Genomic DNA, 16,832 nt, shown 5'->3' on the forward strand with positions numbered 1-16,832 from the left:
GGGGAAAGGGGGACTCAAAAATAACAGAGGCGGCCCAGGGCCGCCTCTGTTGTCATCGCAGACAAGGGAGTGCTTACAGCTGCTCGATGCCGACTATGTGCCAGGGCGCATTGTCCTTGGCCAGGTTACGTTCGAGGTGCCACACCTCCTTGATGTCCTCCTCGACCTGCTCCTGGCGATCCATGTAGCGGCCGCTGAAGCGCACGCTGACCTGGGCCCAGTCGCTGCCGTAGTCGGCACGCACCAGCTGGGTATCCACATACATCACTTCGGTATGCTGCTCACCGGTCAGCTCGGCACGTTCGGCTTTGAGCTGCTCGAACAGCTCAGGGCTCACGTACTCGCGTACCTTTTCCAGATCGTTTTTATTCCAGGATTCTTGCAGGGTGCGGTAGTGATCACGGGCACCTGACAGGAAACCGTTCATGTCAAAACCTGGCGGCAGACGGAAGGGCACGTCGCTGTCGGCAAAGCCGGTCGCTTGCGGCGCACTGTTGCTCTGCTCGAACTGCTGGGGGGCGGCCGATGGCGGCTGATAGCCGGCGTAGGCTGCCTGTGGCTGGGGCGAGGCCGCCTTGCTCCTGCGCATGGCGCGGAACAGGAAGACGGCGCCCAGCGCCAGAGCGGCGATCAGCAGCATGTCCATGCCTTGCAGGCCTTCGAAGGCACCGCTACCCAGCAGGTAGGCGAACAGGCCACCGGCCAGCAGGCCGCCGAGCAGACCGCCCATCATGCCACCCTTCTTCGGTGCGGCCTGAGCCCCGACCGCCGGGTTCTTGGTGTCGACGGGCTTGGCCGCCGGTTGGGCCGGAGCCGTCTTGTAGCTCTTGCCAAAGGATTTACCGCCGCCAAACTTCTTGGCCTCGGCAATGGGTGCCCCCAGGCCAATGGCCAGGATCACGGCAAACAGGGTCAGCATCTTTTTCATTTTGACTCTTTTCACTCTCATCAGTGGGTGGGGCATGCTCTGCTTTGGCAAGCTCAGCGAGGCGCATGGCAGGCTGCCTGTCCCTCGTTGTATTGCAGCTTGCGACTATGATTAACATGGTTGGCATGAATTATTCATGAACAGATTGTCCCGATCGGGGGCATCAGAGGAGCAGCGCAATGAAAAGTCGACGACCGAGCCGCAAGGAGCGCAAGCTGCGCAACAAGGCGAGAGCCAAGCCCCATGACCAGACCCTGGTCTGGCCCTTCCTCATGGTATGAAGCCGGGGTGATCCCCTGGCACAGTTCATCGGCAAGCGGTGCCAGCCACCATCAGGAGGAGGGTTGCACCAGACAGAAGTGAATAGCGTGCATTAGCACTCGCGATGGCGGGGTTTCTTTTGTAAAATTCCCGTCCCCTTCCCGCTGCGGTTTTTATGTGTATGGCAGAGCAAGTGACGGCGAAAAAAGACGCCAAGACACAACAGCTGAAAGTCCCTCCCCACTCTTTTGAGGCCGAACAGTCCGTACTGGGCGGCCTGATGCTGGATAACGACGCCTGGGATCGGGTCGCCGAACGGGTGATCGACAAGGATTTCTACAGCCGTCCTCACCGGCTTATCTTCCAGGCCATGACCCGCCTCTCCAATGTGGGCAACCCCATCGATCTCATCACGCTGCAGGAGGAGCTGGAACGTTCCGAGCAACTGGAAGAGTCCGGTGGCTTCGCCTATCTGGTGGAGATCGCCAAGAACACCCCGAGTGCCGCCAACATCAATGCCTACGCCGAGATCGTGCGTGAGCGGGCGGTGGTGCGGGAGATGATCTCGGTCGCCAACGAGATAGTCGAAGCAGGCTACGAGCCGCAGGGACGCACCTCGGGCGATCTGCTCGATCTGGCCGAGAGCAAGGTGTTCCAGATCGCCGAGCAGCGCACCAGCGCCAACGAGGGGCCGCAGCCCCTCAAGCTGATCCTCGAGCAGACGGTCGACAAGATTGAAGAGCTGTTCAAGACCCCCCACAACGGGGTCACCGGGGTTTCCAGTGGTTATGGGGATCTCGACAAGATGACCGCCGGTCTGCAGCGCTCGGATCTGATTATCGTGGCGGCCCGCCCCTCCATGGGCAAGACCACCTTTGCCATGAACCTGTGTGAGCACGCGGCGCTCACCGCCGAGAAACCGGTACTCATCTTCTCGCTGGAGATGCCCTCCGAGCAGATCATCATGCGTATGCTCGCCTCGGTCGGGCGCATCGACCAGACCAAGGTGCGGACCGGTCAGCTCGACGACGAAGATTGGGCGCGCCTCTCCTCCACCATGGGGCTGCTGCTCGAGAAGGGCAAAATGTACATAGATGACGCCTCCGGCCTCACCCCGACCGACGTGCGTTCCCGCGCGCGCCGCATCGCCCGTGAGCACGGCGGCCTCTCCATGATCATGATCGACTACCTGCAGCTGATGCGGGTGCCCGCGCTCTCCGACAACCGGACCCTGGAGATAGGTGAAATCTCCCGCTCCCTCAAGGCGCTGGCAAAAGAGTTGCAGTGCCCCGTGGTCGCGCTGTCCCAGCTCAACCGGAGCCTGGAACAGCGTGCGGACAAGCGCCCGGTCAACTCGGATCTGCGGGAATCCGGCTCCATCGAGCAGGACGCGGATTTGATCATGTTTATCTACCGTGATGAGGTGTATCACGATGACAGTCCCGACAAGGGGATTGCCGAGATCATCATCGGCAAGCAGCGTAACGGCCCTATAGGCCGCGTGCGCCTCACCTTCCAGGGGCAGTTCTCCCGGTTCGACAACTATGCCGGCCCGGCGTTTGATGACGACTATTGATGAAAACCCGTGGTGATGGCGGATTAGATACCACCACGAAAGCCCTGAAAGGTAGCCGAGTTCTCATCGGTCAACCGCGTAACGGTGCCAATAGGGCCGCGTGCGCCTTACCTTCCAGGGGCAGTTCTCGCGGTTCGACAACTATGCCGGCCCGGCGTTTGATGATGATTACTAAGTAGGGGTCGGTCTGCGCACCCATATCGGTGCCTAGGTCCCCCCAGATCCAAGACACAGTTTTCCCGGTTCGACAATTATGCCGGTCCGGCCTTAGACGATGACAATTAAGGGCTGACACCACACGGTGCCTGGCGCATTCACGCGCCATCATGCCCTCGTAAGGGAAAACAGATGAAAGCGGCAATTGCCCAAATCAATACAGCGGCCCTGCGCCACAACCTCGCCGTGGTCAAACGGCACGCCCCCGATTGCAAGATCATCGCCGTGGTCAAGGCCAACGCCTATGGCCATGGCCTGCTGCCGGTCGCCCGCACCCTGGTGGATGCCGACGCCTATGCAGTGGCCCGCATCGAAGAGGCGCTGATGTTGCGCTCCTGCGCCGTGGTCAAACCGATCGTGCTGCTGGAGGGTTTCTTCTCGAGCGCTGATCTGCCGGTGCTGGCGGCCAATAATTTGCAAACTGCGGTGCACACCTGGGAGCAGCTCGAAGCGCTGGAGCAGGCCGAACTGCCGGCTCCCGTGGTGGCCTGGCTCAAGCTCGACACCGGCATGCACCGGCTCGGGGTGCGCAGCGACGAGATGCCCGCCTTTATCGCGCGTCTGGCCAGGTGCAAGAACGTGGTGCAACCGTTCAACATCATGACCCACTTCAGTCGCTCCGATGAACTCGAACAATCTACCACCCGCGAGCAGATCGACTTGTTCAGTCGCCTCACGGCGCCGCTCCTGGGCGAGCGGGCCATGGCGAACTCGGCGGGGATCCTGGCCTGGCCCGATTCCCACTGCGACTGGGTGCGCCCCGGCGTCATCCTGTACGGAGTATCCCCCTTCCCCAATACGGTGGCGGCGGATTACGACCTGCAACCCGTGATGACCCTCAAGACCCAGCTGATCGCGGTGCGGGATCACAAGGCGGGTGAACCTGTGGGCTATGGCGCCAACTGGGTGTCGGACCGGGATACCCGGCTCGGCGTCATCGCCATAGGTTACGGTGATGGCTACCCACGCATGGCGCCCAACGGCACGTCCGTGCTGGTCAATGGCCGCATAGTGCCCTTGGTGGGTCGTGTCTCCATGGACATGACCACTGTGGATCTGGGGCCGGGCGCCACCGACAAGGCCGGCGACGAAGCCGTGCTCTGGGGTGAGGGGCTGCCGGTGGAGCGGGTCGCCGACGAGATTGGCACAATCCCCTACGAGCTCATCACCAAGCTTACCTCCCGGGTCTTTATGGAATACGTCTAGGCACGGCCAGCACCAAACGTCAAAAAGCCCCGCATGCGGGGCTTTTTCTATGACGTTGTTGCGACCTGCCGACCGTTTATTGTCGGTGCATCCTGACAAACTTCTCCAGCAACTGATCTTCGGTTTCCACGTGGGCGGGATCCCGGATGATGCAGTCTATGAGCCGCAGACGCTGATGCTACTGCCGGTGCATCCGCACAAACTTCTCCAGCAGCTGCTCCTCGGTCTCCACATGGGCGGGATCCCAGATGATGCAATCGATGGGGCAGACGCTGATGCAGGTCGGCTTCTCATAGTGACCGACGCACTCGGTGCAGCGACTGGGATCTATCTCGTAGATCTCCTCACCCAGGCTGATGGCCTGGTTCGGACACTCGGGATCACACATGTCGCAGTTGATGCACTTGTCGGTGATGAGCAGGGACATATCAGGCCGCCGAGTGCGGCTGACGGGTGTCCTGGCGATCGCCGAGGTTGCGCAGCAGTATGCCGTAGTTGATGTCGATCTCTTTGGGAACAGGCACATAGACCACGTGGCCGTTGCCCGGCGCCGTGTCGATAAGCTCGCCCTTGCGGTTCTGCATCTGCTCCAGATTGAAGCTGACGTTGCCCTGCGGCGTCATCAGCTCCAGGCTGTTGCCCACCAGGAACTTGTTCTTCACTTCCACTTCCACCATGTCGCCCTGGCGACCAGTGATCTCGCCGACGAACTGCTGGGTGTCGGAGACCGAGTAGCCGTAGTCGTAGTTCTGGTACTCGCTGTGGTTGTGACGGCGCAGGAAACCCTCGGTGTAGCCACGGTGCGCCAGATTTTCGAGGGTGCCCATCAGGGTCGGATCGAACGGACGACCGGCGACTGCGTCGTCAATGGCCTTGCGATAGACCTGGGCGGTGCGGGCGCAGTAGTAGAAGGATTTGGTGCGGCCTTCAATTTTCAGCGAATGCACGCCCATCTTGGTCAGGCGCTCGACGTGCTCGACGGCGCGCAGATCCTTGGAATTCATGATGTAGGTGCCGTGCTCGTCCTCGAACGCCGTCATGTATTCACCGGGACGGTTGGACTCTTCCAGCAGCACCAGCGCATCGCTTGGCTTGCCGAGCCCCAGGGTGTTGTCCGGGCGCACTGCGATGGGCTCCTGGCGGTGGACTATCTGGCCCACGTCATCTTCCTTGCCCTCGTGCACCTTGTACTCCCAGCGGCAGGAGTTGGTGCAGGTGCCCTGGTTGGGGTCGCGTTTGTTGATGTAACCGGACAGCAGACAGCGGCCTGAGTAGGCCATGCAGAGGGCACCGTGGACGAAGACTTCCAGCTCCATCTCCGGCACCTGCATGCGGATCTCTTCGATCTCGTCGAGCGACAGTTCGCGGGAGAGGATGGCGCGGGTCAGGCCCATCTGATGCCAGAACTTCACCGTCGCCCAGTTGACCGCGTTGGCCTGTACCGAGAGGTGAATGGGCATGTCCGGGAAGGCTTCGCGCATCATCATGATGAGACCCGGGTCTGACATGATCAGCGCATCCGGCTTCATCTCGACCACGGGGCGCATGTCGCGGATGAAGGTCTTGAGCTTGGAGTTGTGGGGCTGGATGTTGGCTACCACATAGAACTGCTTGCCCAGCGCGTGGGCCTCGTTGATGCCGAGCTGCAGATTTTCGTGATCGAATTCGTTGTTGCGTACCCGCAGGCTGTAACGCGGCTGGCCCGCATAGACAGCGTCGGCGCCATAGGCATAGGCGTAACGCATATTCTTGAGGGTCCCGGCGGGGGAGAGCAATTCTGGTCTGAACATGTTGGACTCTTAGTATCTGATTGCAAATCAGGACGGCGCCACCTGATGGCGCCGGATTGGTTGAGCCGTGGTGCGAGACGGCGCTCGCGCCACAACTACCCGATGGCGTACATCATTATGCAGGATCACAGGGGATGCACCTGATATACGGGGTGCGAGATTGTACTCGCCCCCACGCCATCATGCAATTTGGCAGGCAATGGTTGCCGGCGCGAGCCGCGATGAATGTCCGGTCCGATCAGGCCCAGCGGGAGAGGGGGGAGGGCATGGCGTAGGCGTAGCCCTGCTGGTAGTCGCAACCGAGCCGGTTGGCTATCTCGATATGTTGCAGGGTCTCGACCCCTTCACACACCACCTTCATGCCGAGCCGCTGCAGGTATTCCACCAGACCGGTCAGCATCTTGAAGGCGTGGGGCGTGCGTGCCGCCTGCAGCAGCAGGGAGCGATCCAGCTTGATGATCTCGTAGGGCAGCGCCATCATCCGCTGGAAGTTGCACTCCTGGGTGCCGAAGTCATCGCAGGCGATGTGGGCGCCATGAGCGCGCAGCACCTCGATCAGCGCCCTGTGCTTGCTGTGCAGCGGGGCGTGCTCCAGCACCTCGAACCAGATCTCGATCCCTGCCTTGCTAGCCTGGAGTAGCACCAGCAGCAAGAGATTCTGATAGGTCTTGCTGCACAGCATGGGGTTGAGGTTGATGGAGAGGGCATAGGGTCCGCCCTTCGCCAGGGTAGGCAGATCGCGCATGATGGCCCTGAGCATGACGATATCCACATGCAGGGATTCATCCTGGCTGAGGGAGAGAAAGTCGATGCCCTGATAACTCTGCTGCGCCGGATCCCAGCGCCGTGCCAGTACCTCATAGCCTTTGACCTGACGGTCGCGGCCTATGATCGGCTGGTAAAAGGGCACGGCCACCTCGGCCACCGCCACGGTTGCCATGTCACTCATCGGATACTCTTCTTTGAACGCAAACATGGCACTCACCTGATAGACGGATATGGCTGCGCATAATACAGGAGGGGTGGGGGAATGCTCTGTAGGAATGCTCTGATAATACGGCTGAATTTGCCAAGTCAATATAGGACTATTCTGATTAACTTTCCCCCTGGTTCTAAATAGACTGGCTCCAGTGATATGCAGCCAGTTCGTCTTTTGCTAATCAACCATCTTGATAAGACAAACCACTGCATGTAAAAACCAGTCTGGAATCGTCATGAAGAAAATATATTTTATCTTGTCGCTGATATTCAGCGGCAACGCGGTGGCATCGGCTGAAATCAGCATAGGCACGCTTTATGACTATATGTCTGGCCAGCAGAGCACTTATTTGAAACGCATTCGTAATCAGGGTGATGCGACCGCCTTCGTCAAGGTTGCCATTCACGAGATCACCTACGACGTGGCGGGCCAGCCGCAGGAGTCGGCGGAGCTGACCGAGGGGCGCCGGGCGCTGATTGCCAGCCCGTCCCGCATGATTATTCCGGCCAACGGGGTGCAGGCGACCCGGCTGCTGTTTATGGGAGAGCGGGACAAGGAGCGCTATTTCAGGGTCCGTTTTATTCCTGTGTTGCCAAAACAGGAGGATGGGTTCGATCTGGATGCCAATACGGTTCCGGAGAATCAACAGCAAGTCTCGGCCGGGGTGAATATATTGACCGGTTTTGGTGCCATTATTTTCGTGATGCCAAAAGAGAGTCGCTTTGATACCCGATTGATAAAGACAGACACCATGACGACTGTCGTGAATAAAGGCAATGCAACCATAGTGCTGGATTTTTTTGAAGAGTGTGATGGGCGGAAGAAAAACTGTTCCACCCCAAGCAAAATCCATCTGTTGCCAAACATGCAGAAGCAACTGATGAAAAGGAGCGATCACCTCTATCGGTTTGAACTGATTGAGGGTGACAAGAGCAGAAACATGGTGATTGGTCACTGATGTTTCTTATATCCGAGAGAGGAGAGAGTGATGAAAGTATGGATAGCTGCGCCTCTGGCAATGCTGGTGTCGGCCAATCTGATGGCTGCCGAACGTATTGAGCATCAGGTCACTGTGACCGCCCAGATCCCGACCGAGGCTTTCTATGTGCAGCCGACCGGCGGGGACAACTGGATGAGTACGCCGCAGAAGCTGGCTTACAACCCTTATACCAAGAAGCTGGACACGCTCAGCAAGCAGCTGGACGCCAAGAGCACCATAGGCGCTATTAAAGGTTACCTGACCAACCCGGCCGTGATGGCCAGTGGCAATGACAACATCGCTCTGACCGTCAAGATTGGTGGCGTTACCTTGGGTACCACCTCGGCTGAAGTAATGAAGACCGATGATGCCAAGACCGGCAAGCTGCTGGGGCTGGAAGTGATCCCGGCGGATGCCCCGGTCGCCGGCTACAAGCCAGGCAACTACCAGGGGGTGGTGAACATGATATTTGAATCGGAAGCACCAACCAAACCTTAGTAAATAAATGACAGCTGTCACAATCGGCTCCCTGTATCGGGGGAGCCTTTTTGTCTGCGCTTATAAGAGAGGGATAGGTCGTGCCATATTTCTCTTTCCTGTTGCTCCTGGTTGTGTTGTGCGTACCTGCCTGGGCCACGGGAGGGCGCACTGCACAACCCCTTGATCTGCTGCAACAAGCAGAAGATTTGCCTGATGGCTTTGCCGATCACTTCTTCGGCGTCCCGTTGGCGGTGCGTATCCTGGTGGATGGGCAGCTGTTGGGGGAAGGCGAGATAGTGCTGGGCAAAGATACCAGCGTACAACTGCTGGCCCTGACCAGCAGCCACGAGAGTGAGCTGGACGAGCGCACGCGCCAGCGCTGGAGCAAGGTGCTGGCAGTATCCCATCGACTGGGCCCATGTCAGAATCTGTGCGCCGACGAGGTGTTGGCGCTGGAGTACAGCCTGGAGAACTCCCAGTTGTCGGTGCTGACGGCCGGTGCCGAGAAGGGGCAGCCGCTGACCCGTTATCACAGCCTGCCCAGCGGGGGCAGCTATGGCGCCCTGTTGCGTCACCAGTTGAACCTGACCCAGGGGGAAGGGGATCAGCGCAGTGGCCGTTACAACTTGATGGCGCAGGGCAGTATAGGCCAGTGGACCCCGCTGCTGGAGGGGGAAGTGAGCCAGTCCGGCAGCGGGCAGGCGGCGCAGCACCATGTGCAGCAACTTTATGCCGAGCACGAAGGAACGGGGCACTTCTACCGGTTGGGCTACTTCTCGCCCTATGCCCAGGGGCTGGTGCGTCAACCCACCCTGTTTGGCGGTGGAACCCCGACTGTGCTGGGGGTCATGCTGGGTGACTCTGACACCCTGCTGATAGAGCAGGGCCAGGCCAGTACCACGCCTGTCTATGTCACCCCGAGCCGACCCGGCATGGTCGAGATCTATCGGGATGGGCAGCTCATCAACTCGCAGCAGGTGATCTCGGGTTTGCAGGCGCTGGATACCAAAGTACTGCCTGCCGGTATCTACGAGGTGGAGCTGCGTGTGCTGGAAGATGGTCAGGTGACCGAGCGGCGCAGAGAGATGATCTACAAGCCGATGAACTGGCAAAACCCGGATGAAAACTGGCGCTTCAATCTGTTTGTGGGTCAGCAGACTCGCTTGTTCAGCAACTGGGAAGAGGACACAGCCCGGCCTCTGAGCAGCGGCGTCATGCTCAACCATCTGCTCACCCCTTCGGTGATCGTCGGGGCCTCCAGCCAGTATATCGACCAGCGCTGGCAGCACGGTCTCTCGGCCGACTGGGGCTTGGATAACCAGTGGCGGTTGTTTGGCAACCTGATGGCGACACAGGCGCTGGGCAGTGGCTTCGATCTGCAGGCTTTGTACCACTATGGCGAAGGCAGCCTGGTGCTGAGCCATCAGCAGCAGCGCCAGCAGGGGCAAGTCGGGGAGGAGAGCCGCGACCTCAAGCAGAGCAACCTGTCGTTGCAGCAGCGGCTCGATGAGCGCCACTCCGCCAACCTCTATCTGGCACACCAAGTGGGGCGGGGGCTGGGGGCCGATCTGGGCTGGCGTTACAACGGCGATCTGCTCGGTCAGACGGTGAGCTGGAACCTGACGGTGTTCGACCGCCCGGGCAGCATCAGTACCGATCATGCGAGGGACCGGGGCGGCATGCTCTCCCTGAGCATGAACCTGGGGGGAGAGCGCAGCCTGCTGGCCATCGGTATCGGCAGCCGAACCTCCCGCTCCGGCGGGCAGGAGCGCAACGCCTCCCTCGGGTACCAGCAACAGCTGGAGTGGGGCGCCCTGCAGAGCGTGGGAGCCAACCTGACCACCGACAGTTACGGTGTCGGCACGGCAGGCTACGCCAGGTTTCAGGGGGAGTTGGTCAGCGGCGATGCTCACCTGCAGTCGTCTTCCTATAACCGTGCCCTGAGCGGGGGGCTCAACCTCGACAGTACCCTGGCGTTTGGTGATGAGGGCAGCCTGACCATGACAGGTCAATCCCAAGGGTACGAGGCGGGCATGATAGTGGACCTGGAGTCCGACATGCCCGAGCTGACTCTGCGCGCCGATGACGATCAGGGCGGTAATATCAGGCTGCGGCCTGGTCGCAACCTGATACCCGTCACCGCCTATCGCAGTGGCGCCGTGCAGCTGGATCTGGCAGAGCACGATGCGCCTTCGGTGAGCATTCGCCCCAACATGCTGCCTTATCACCTCAACAAGGGTGGGGTGGCCTATCACCAGGTTCGGGTGATGAAGACGGTGACAGTGATAGGCCGCCTGCTGGATGGACAGGGGGCGCCATTGAAGGGGGCCATGGTGGTCAACCACGCGGGCCGCACCGTCAGCGAGGCCGATGGCTTCTTTGCGGTGGAGATGAGCGAGCGTAATCCCAGCTTGCAGGTTGAGTATCAGGGGGCGCAGCAGTGCGATCTGGCGCTGGACACGGCCCGAGCCGAGCGCCAGCAGGCCGTGTTGTTACTGGGCGATCTGGTCTGCAGTGCCCAGGCCTGGGCCAGTCAATAAGTTCTTAAAGCAGGAAGAGATAATGAGAACCGGTGTGATGCATTATGGTTTGTGGCTGGTCGTGCTGTTTGGGTTGCCCGTGCAGGCCGCATCTATTGATGTGACCGGAGAATATAAGCCCGCGACTTATGAGGTTGAATACGGTAAGTTTATCAATACAACACCATGTTCTATTGATACCGATATGACAGGGGATTTCTGGTGCAAGGGAACTGCATCCTTGGATAAGGAGCAGGCTGTTGTCATCAAAACCACGATACACAGAACAGTTAAGAATAATAATAATTTACGTGATGCCATTACCTATCAGAAATTCACTGGAAAGAAAACGGTTGAGCTTGTCAATGAGCATGGTGACAGAAAAACATTGTCATTTATATTGACCAATATTGGTGGAAGCCATAACAACAATATTCTTGAGGCTGCTAGTTCGACGGGTAATCAATGGCTATACACTGTAAGTGGTGATTGCAAATTCAGATTGCAGTCATGGGCTTCATCTTATTGGTTGGAGTATTTCTTTGATATAAATAAAGCCAGCCAAATGACGGGTGGCATATGTTACAACAACGACTTTAAGAAAGGTTTCGTTTCGGCGGAAACTTATATGCGAAGATTTTATATTGGTTACAGACTGGTTCCGCCCGATCCATTGAAAATGCAAAATGGCACCTACAAAGGGTCGCTGACATTAACCGTGGGCGCTAATCAGGATCTTGATTTTGGTAATGGTACTTATTCTGACTCTACATTGATAGTCAATTTTTCTCTTAAAGTTCAGCATCAAATAAAAATGGAGTTTCCCCCTGGCAGCGATAAAGTTGTATTACAACCACCTGGTGGATGGCATGACTGGATTTATCGTGGTAAATCAAATCAGCCTCCCTATTTGATTGCAGAATTGCCGTATCGGTTATCGGTAAGTTCGGATTATAATGTCTGGCTGAACTGCCAGTATGCCTATGGTGAAGTCTGTATGCTGAATAATGAAAGACTCGGGATGCAAGTCAGACTTGAGGTGATTTATGTGAATAAATCCAAAGAAGAACATCCTTTGAAACATGGCGTCAAGAAGCTATTTACAGCAAGTGTACGAGGCCCATATTACATAAATGAAGAGCGCAGCATCATCTTTAAAGTGCAGAAACCAGCCTTGACCTTGATGATGGAACATCCGGGGAGCACTTATAAAGGCAATGTGACCCTTATTTATGATGCAGCGATTTAAAGCCCGGCGGTTCATCCTAGTCAAGGTTTAGGCAAGCCCTTGCTCTTTGGCATAGTGAAACAAGGCGCTATCGCTTTGCAGGCCGAGCCGCAGCATAGCGCTCTTTTTCTGGGTGCTGATGGTCTTGACGCTGCGGTGCAGGTACTCGGCCACCTGAGTGACGGACATGCCACCGGCCAAGAGCCGTACCACTTCACTCTCCTTGGGGGTGAGCTGCACCAGGCCGGTCTGGTGGTCCAGGCCCGCTTCAGCCAGCAGGGTTTTCACCGAACTGCCGATATAGCTGTGCCCGGATAATATCTGACGAATGGCATCGGACAATTCGCTGATCACCGCTTTTTTGAGCAGGACACCGCTCACCCCCAATTGGAGCAGTGACTGCAAGATACCGGCATTGTGGATCTGGGTCAGCACCAGAATAGGCAGGGTGGGATAATCCCGTTTCAATTGCTGGATCATGGTCAGTCCATCGCTGCGCTCATCTCCTGGCATGCTGAAATCGGTGATCAACAGATCGCAGCTATGTTGCTGCAATGTGTTTAATAGTTCGGAAACTTGATGCGCCTCGGCAACAACCTCGCAACCAGGTTGATTGTGTGCAATAAGGCTGCGGATCCCGGTCAGTATGAGCGGATGGTCGTCGGCAAGAATGATCTTGAAAGACATAGGTGAGCCCCATATAAAACAGCGAATAATATTTAAACTACCAAACATCTCATTTCTATACTACTTTGCGCACCGCATTTTTTCGAGCGTTTATATGATGTCATTTCTTTCAGGATTGGCACGATGAGGTGTCCTCGTGTGACTATATCCCGATACATAATCGCTATGCTGGTATTTAATATCAGCATATTCAGTCAACCACTCTTTGCTAAAAAATCCGTTTTATTACCAACAGTTAGAGTCGGGTTATTGGTGGGTGGCTGGGGGCCATTTCAGCAGTGGGATGGCCATAATGGTAGCGGCTTCAGTGTCGAGCTGATAAGCATCTTGGCTAAAAACCTTGACTACCAGATTGAGTGGAAAGTCTACCCGGACTGGACTCGCCTATATGCTGCCAGTTGTCGTGGTGAGGTCGATATTTTGCTGGATGCCTTCCGCTCTGAAGAGCGGGAATGTATTTCATACACGCGCCCTTATTATTCGTCACCGACCGTGGTCGTGGTGCGCCATGATTCCCCTTTCTTTCGTGATGTCAGTGGCTTGAATCAATCTCGCATCGCCATCGAAGCCGGTTTTCTGACCGAAAAACTGGTCAGGATCCATTATCCCGATGTCTCCCGCATTCTGTTTCAGGACTCCAGCGCGGCCTTGCAGGCGGTGCTCGACAAACAGGCCGACGCCTATATCGGCAACCTGCATGTCACCAATGAATTTATTGCCCGGCACCCCGAACTGGCGGTGGTAGCCCAGTCCCCTTTGCTGATGGAGAGCCTCTATCTGGGCATCAGCAACCATAAGTCCAGGTTGGGGGTCCGCTTTGATACGGCCATTCAGGCGCTGACGGTGGAGCAGCGCAGCACCCTGGAGCAGCGCTGGCTGGGTGACAACAGCCTGAGTTTTCTGGGCCACAGTGCTTTTTTGCTGCGGCCCGATGAGCGGGAATGGCTCTCCCGGTTACCGCCGCTGACACTGGGTTTGATCCCTGGCTGGGTACCTTTTTCCTACGCCGACAGCAGTGGCAAGCTGACCGGTCTTATCGGTGACTATCTTGCGCTGTTCAAGGACAAGCTGGGACTGGCCTATCTCTACCGTGCTGATCAAAGCTGGTCCGAGCTGCTGCAGGCGCTGCTGCATCAAGAGGTGGACCTGACCATCATTCCTACCCGCATCAGTCAGCAGATGGTGGGTTGGCAGCTGAGTCAGCCCATTACCTCCTTTCCCGTGGTGATTGCCATGGCCCGTGGCAGCAACACTATCGGTGGCTTTGCCGAACTGGCTGGCAAACATCTGATCATGACCGACAGCATGCTGACCGCAGGACTGAAGGCGCGTATCCCGCATATCCGGATCACAGTGGTGTCCGGTCCGGAGGAGGGGCTGGCAATGGTAGCCGCAGGGGCTGGGGATGCCTATATGGGCAATCTTGCCGTGATATCACGGCTTATCAATGAGCGTTTCGATGACTGCCTGCATATAGTGGCGCCCACTCCGTTCAAGGATGAGCTGGCGGTGGCGGTGCGCGAACCCTATACCCCCTTGTTGCCGCTGATCAATCGGGTGCTGGCCAGCATGAGCGACAAGGAGCGGCAGCAGATCCGCAATACCTGGCTGGCAGTGAACTACAGCGAAGGCATTCCGTGGCAAAAGCTGATCCGTACCCTGATCCCCGTCGGTGCCGGTATCACCTTGTTTATCCTCGCGCTCTCCATCGCTTATTGGCGCTTGCGCCAGGAGATTTTGCGCCGCCGTCAGGTGGAGGCCGCCCTGGCGCGGGCCAAGGAGCTCGCCGAGCTTGCGGCCAGCAAGAAGGCTGAATTTCTGGCCACCATGAGCCACGAAATCCGTACCCCCATGAATGGCATAGTCGGCATGGCGGAGCAGCTAAGTTTTACGCCGCTCGATCCGGAGCAACGGCAGATGGTCGCCATCATCAACCAGGGGGCCGACGGGCTGCTGCAACTGATCGGCAACGTGCTGGATTACTCCAAGCTGGATGCGGGCAAGATGGGGTTGGCACCCACCAGCTTTCTGCTGCGCGAGCTTATCGACAGCGTGCTGACCATGACCAGCAGCGAGGTACAGCGCAAGGGCTTGCAGATCTATCTGCGTGTCGATGATGAGGTAGGCGCCCGCTTTCATGGCGATGTGCTGCGGCTCAAGCAGGTGCTGTTCAACCTGGCCAGCAATGCCATCAAGTTCACCGAGCGCGGTTTCATCGAACTGTCGATCAGGGTGGAGGGGCAAACGGACGAAGAGCAGCGGCTGTTGCTCGGGGTGCAGGATACCGGCATCGGCATGAGCGCCGAGGTGCAGGCCCGTGTCTTCAACGCCTTTGAGCAGGCCGATGGCGCTACTACCCGTAGTTATGGCGGAACCGGGCTGGGTCTCAGTATCAGCCATACCCTGGCCGAGCTGATGGGGGGCGAGCTCAGGCTGGAAAGCGCCCTCGGGCTTGGAACCTGTATCGGGCTGTCGGTCACGCTGCCGCTGGAACAGCGGCGTGAACATGATCCCATGCTCGCCGGCTTGAACGCCTTCATGGCGCTGGCCGATGGCAAGTTGCGTCATACCTTGCGATTGCACCTGCTGTCGTTGGGCGTACAGATAAGCGATGACCCGCAGACGGCCGATCTGGTCTTTGGTGATGTCGCGAGTCAACCGGATAACCGCATCTGTATCGCGCCGCTGGGAAATGCCCTGGGGTATCAGTGGCGGGAAGGGCAGTTCTGGCTCAACAGCAATCCCCTGACCTGGCAGGCGGTGCGGGAGGTCTGCTATCGCCAGCTTGGCTGGGGCGAGCAACTGCTACCCGATCATCTCGCGGTCGAGCCAGCCATTGCCCCATTGCCTGGTCGCTTGCTGGTGGTCGAGGATCATCGCATCAACCAGGTGCTGGTGCAGCGTCAGCTCAGGCAGCTGAATCTGGTGTGCGATCTGGCCGAGAATGGTCAGCAGGCGCTTGCCATGCTGGCAGAGCATAGCTATGACCTGATCCTGTGTGATTGCCAGATGCCGGTGATGGATGGCTATGATTTTACCCGCCAGGTGCGTGCTACCAAGGGGCTGGCGCGGCTCCCCATCATCGCCATGACGGCCAATGTGATGCCGGAACAGGCATTGCGCTGCCTGACTGCGGGCATGAACGATGTGCTGGGCAAGCCAGTGCTGCTGGACGGACTTCGCCAGATGCTGACGAAGTGGCATATGTTGCCAGCTCCCAGGCTGCTCGATCTCGCGTCACTGCAAAGCTTTTTCGGGGTAGGGGCGCCGCTTGAGCAGATGTTGACCCTGTTTCGCCAGGAGCTGGAGCAATCCCTGGCGCTGGTGCATGACGACGACGATGAGCTGGCCAACTGGGTACATCGGCAGGGTGGCACCATCTCCATGATGATGGTGAGCGATCTGGCGCAGCGAGCCTGGCATCTGGAGGAGAAAATCCGCAGGGAGGGGGCCGGGCAGTGTGAAGCCGAGCTGGCCGACTTCAGGGCCCTGTTGCAGCAGATTGTCGATGAGCTGACCGTCTTGCTTGCCCGATCTTGAGAGGGGATATCAGCGGGAGACGGCGCCCAGATAGGAGAATACTGGTTCCCTGCCTGGGTCGATCGCATGCACGGCTTGTGCCAGCCAGGCCCAGTCGAGCAGGGGGTTATGCGCCTTGAAACGCTGGTAGGCCAGCCCCTGATCGATGGTCAGGAACAGCGTCGTCGGCAAGCCGATGCGATTGGTGTAGCGCACCATGACCTCGCCTCGATAGCTGGCCAGCCGCTGCCGCAACTGTGGCAGCGTCAAGCCGCTTGCTTGTCCCGTCTCATCCCAAATCTCAAACATGGCGATCCATGACTCCGAACTGTGTGAGCACTACTGTTTCCAAAAAGAGTGGCTGATGCAATTGTCAGATCTGACAGTGTCAAATGGAGTCATTTTTACAAAGCAAAAACCCGGCGCCAGGCCGGGTCTTCTAAAGAATGGTGGAGGGAGAAGGA

Annotated in this window: 13 protein-coding genes and 1 pseudogene; 8 read left to right on the plus strand and 6 right to left on the minus strand. The window is 57.9% G+C overall.

From position 1 onward, the window contains the following. Positions 1 to 73: 73 nt before the first annotated feature. Positions 74 to 928 carry a Tim44 domain-containing protein gene (locus BN1128_RS05870; RefSeq protein WP_042867014.1) on the minus strand — a complete coding sequence of 285 codons (855 nt, stop codon included), beginning with the start codon at positions 926 to 928 and terminating at the stop codon, positions 74 to 76. A 442-nt stretch (positions 929 to 1,370) separates the two neighbouring features. Between BN1128_RS05870 and dnaB the strand changes: the two genes are divergently transcribed. The 3 genes and pseudogenes from dnaB (at position 1,371) to alr (ending at position 4,187) form a co-directional block, all read left to right on the plus strand. After that, entirely contained in the window at positions 1,371 to 2,765 is a 1,395-nt protein-coding gene (gene dnaB, locus BN1128_RS05875; RefSeq protein ID WP_042034999.1) for a replicative DNA helicase, read from the plus strand. A 28-nt stretch (positions 2,766 to 2,793) separates the two neighbouring features. Next, positions 2,794 to 2,940: pseudogene (locus BN1128_RS26560) on the plus strand (replicative DNA helicase); the annotation flags it as partial. Between the two features lie 173 nt (positions 2,941 to 3,113). Then, entirely contained in the window at positions 3,114 to 4,187 is a 1,074-nt protein-coding gene (gene alr / locus BN1128_RS05880; protein ID WP_042867015.1) for an alanine racemase, read from the plus strand. Between the two features lie 178 nt (positions 4,188 to 4,365). Here alr and BN1128_RS05885 read toward each other — a convergent pair whose 3' ends face one another. From BN1128_RS05885 to BN1128_RS05895, 3 genes are all read right to left on the minus strand, one after another. Then, positions 4,366 to 4,614 (minus strand): YfhL family 4Fe-4S dicluster ferredoxin, encoded by a 249-nt coding sequence (locus BN1128_RS05885; protein WP_021140912.1) that lies wholly within the window; start codon positions 4,612 to 4,614, stop codon positions 4,366 to 4,368. A 1-nt stretch (position 4,615) separates the two neighbouring features. Further along, on the minus strand, positions 4,616 to 5,977 hold the full coding sequence (gene trhP, locus BN1128_RS05890; RefSeq protein WP_005311829.1) for a prephenate-dependent tRNA uridine(34) hydroxylase TrhP: 1,362 nt from the start codon (positions 5,975 to 5,977) through the stop codon (positions 4,616 to 4,618). A 238-nt stretch (positions 5,978 to 6,215) separates the two neighbouring features. Then, a complete protein-coding gene (locus tag BN1128_RS05895) occupies positions 6,216 to 6,953 on the minus strand; it encodes an EAL domain-containing protein (protein ID WP_042867016.1) in 738 nt (245 codons plus the stop codon). 238 nt (positions 6,954 to 7,191) lie between these two features. Here BN1128_RS05895 and BN1128_RS05900 point away from each other — a divergent pair, with 238 nt between their 5' ends. The 4 genes from BN1128_RS05900 to BN1128_RS05915 all read left to right on the plus strand — a co-directional run bounded on the left by BN1128_RS05900 (position 7,192) and on the right by BN1128_RS05915 (position 12,183). Beyond that, on the plus strand, positions 7,192 to 7,914 hold the full coding sequence (locus BN1128_RS05900; RefSeq protein ID WP_042867017.1) for a hypothetical protein: 723 nt from the start codon (positions 7,192 to 7,194) through the stop codon (positions 7,912 to 7,914). A gap of 30 nt (positions 7,915 to 7,944) precedes the next feature. After that, positions 7,945 to 8,433, plus strand: a complete 489-nt coding sequence (locus BN1128_RS05905) for a CS1 type fimbrial major subunit (protein ID WP_042867018.1) — start codon at positions 7,945 to 7,947, stop codon at positions 8,431 to 8,433. Positions 8,434 to 8,513: 80 nt separating this feature from the next. Then, the gene (locus BN1128_RS05910; RefSeq protein WP_042867019.1) at positions 8,514 to 10,955 is read left to right on the plus strand and encodes a fimbrial biogenesis outer membrane usher protein; all 2,442 of its coding nucleotides are present in this window, start codon (positions 8,514 to 8,516) and stop codon (positions 10,953 to 10,955) included. A 22-nt stretch (positions 10,956 to 10,977) separates the two neighbouring features. Then, positions 10,978 to 12,183, plus strand: a complete 1,206-nt coding sequence (locus tag BN1128_RS05915) for a hypothetical protein (RefSeq protein WP_052445495.1) — start codon at positions 10,978 to 10,980, stop codon at positions 12,181 to 12,183. A 27-nt stretch (positions 12,184 to 12,210) separates the two neighbouring features. Here BN1128_RS05915 and BN1128_RS05920 read toward each other — a convergent pair whose 3' ends face one another. Next, positions 12,211 to 12,849, minus strand: coding sequence for a response regulator (locus BN1128_RS05920; protein WP_042867020.1), 639 nt, complete (start codon positions 12,847 to 12,849; stop codon positions 12,211 to 12,213). Between the two features lie 123 nt (positions 12,850 to 12,972). On the opposite strand from BN1128_RS05920, the gene BN1128_RS05925 reads away from it, so the two are divergent. Next, positions 12,973 to 16,389, plus strand: a complete 3,417-nt coding sequence (locus tag BN1128_RS05925) for a response regulator (protein WP_042867021.1) — start codon at positions 12,973 to 12,975, stop codon at positions 16,387 to 16,389. Positions 16,390 to 16,398: 9 nt separating this feature from the next. Here BN1128_RS05925 and BN1128_RS05930 read toward each other — a convergent pair whose 3' ends face one another. Next, positions 16,399 to 16,677, minus strand: coding sequence for a hypothetical protein (locus tag BN1128_RS05930; RefSeq protein WP_042867022.1), 279 nt, complete (start codon positions 16,675 to 16,677; stop codon positions 16,399 to 16,401). Positions 16,678 to 16,832 lie beyond the last annotated feature (155 nt).

The sequence above is a fragment of the Aeromonas piscicola genome (assembly GCF_000820005.1).
Lineage (GTDB): Bacteria > Pseudomonadota > Gammaproteobacteria > Enterobacterales > Aeromonadaceae > Aeromonas > Aeromonas piscicola.

Coding starts and splice junctions, on each gene's coding strand:
- BN1128_RS05915 (WP_052445495.1), top strand. CDS start 10,978: ATGAGAACCGGTGTGATGCATTATGGTTTGTGGCTGGTCGTGCTGTTT.
- BN1128_RS05925 (WP_042867021.1), top strand. CDS start 12,973: ATGAGGTGTCCTCGTGTGACTATATCCCGATACATAATCGCTATGCTG.
- BN1128_RS05895 (WP_042867016.1), bottom strand. CDS start 6,953: ATGTTTGCGTTCAAAGAAGAGTATCCGATGAGTGACATGGCAACCGTG.
- BN1128_RS05905 (WP_042867018.1), top strand. CDS start 7,945: ATGAAAGTATGGATAGCTGCGCCTCTGGCAATGCTGGTGTCGGCCAAT.
- alr (WP_042867015.1), top strand. CDS start 3,114: ATGAAAGCGGCAATTGCCCAAATCAATACAGCGGCCCTGCGCCACAAC.
- dnaB (WP_042034999.1), top strand. CDS start 1,371: ATGGCAGAGCAAGTGACGGCGAAAAAAGACGCCAAGACACAACAGCTG.
- BN1128_RS05870 (WP_042867014.1), bottom strand. CDS start 928: ATGAAAAAGATGCTGACCCTGTTTGCCGTGATCCTGGCCATTGGCCTG.
- BN1128_RS05900 (WP_042867017.1), top strand. CDS start 7,192: ATGAAGAAAATATATTTTATCTTGTCGCTGATATTCAGCGGCAACGCG.
- trhP (WP_005311829.1), bottom strand. CDS start 5,977: ATGTTCAGACCAGAATTGCTCTCCCCCGCCGGGACCCTCAAGAATATG.
- BN1128_RS05930 (WP_042867022.1), bottom strand. CDS start 16,677: ATGTTTGAGATTTGGGATGAGACGGGACAAGCAAGCGGCTTGACGCTG.
- BN1128_RS05885 (WP_021140912.1), bottom strand. CDS start 4,614: ATGTCCCTGCTCATCACCGACAAGTGCATCAACTGCGACATGTGTGAT.
- BN1128_RS05920 (WP_042867020.1), bottom strand. CDS start 12,849: ATGTCTTTCAAGATCATTCTTGCCGACGACCATCCGCTCATACTGACC.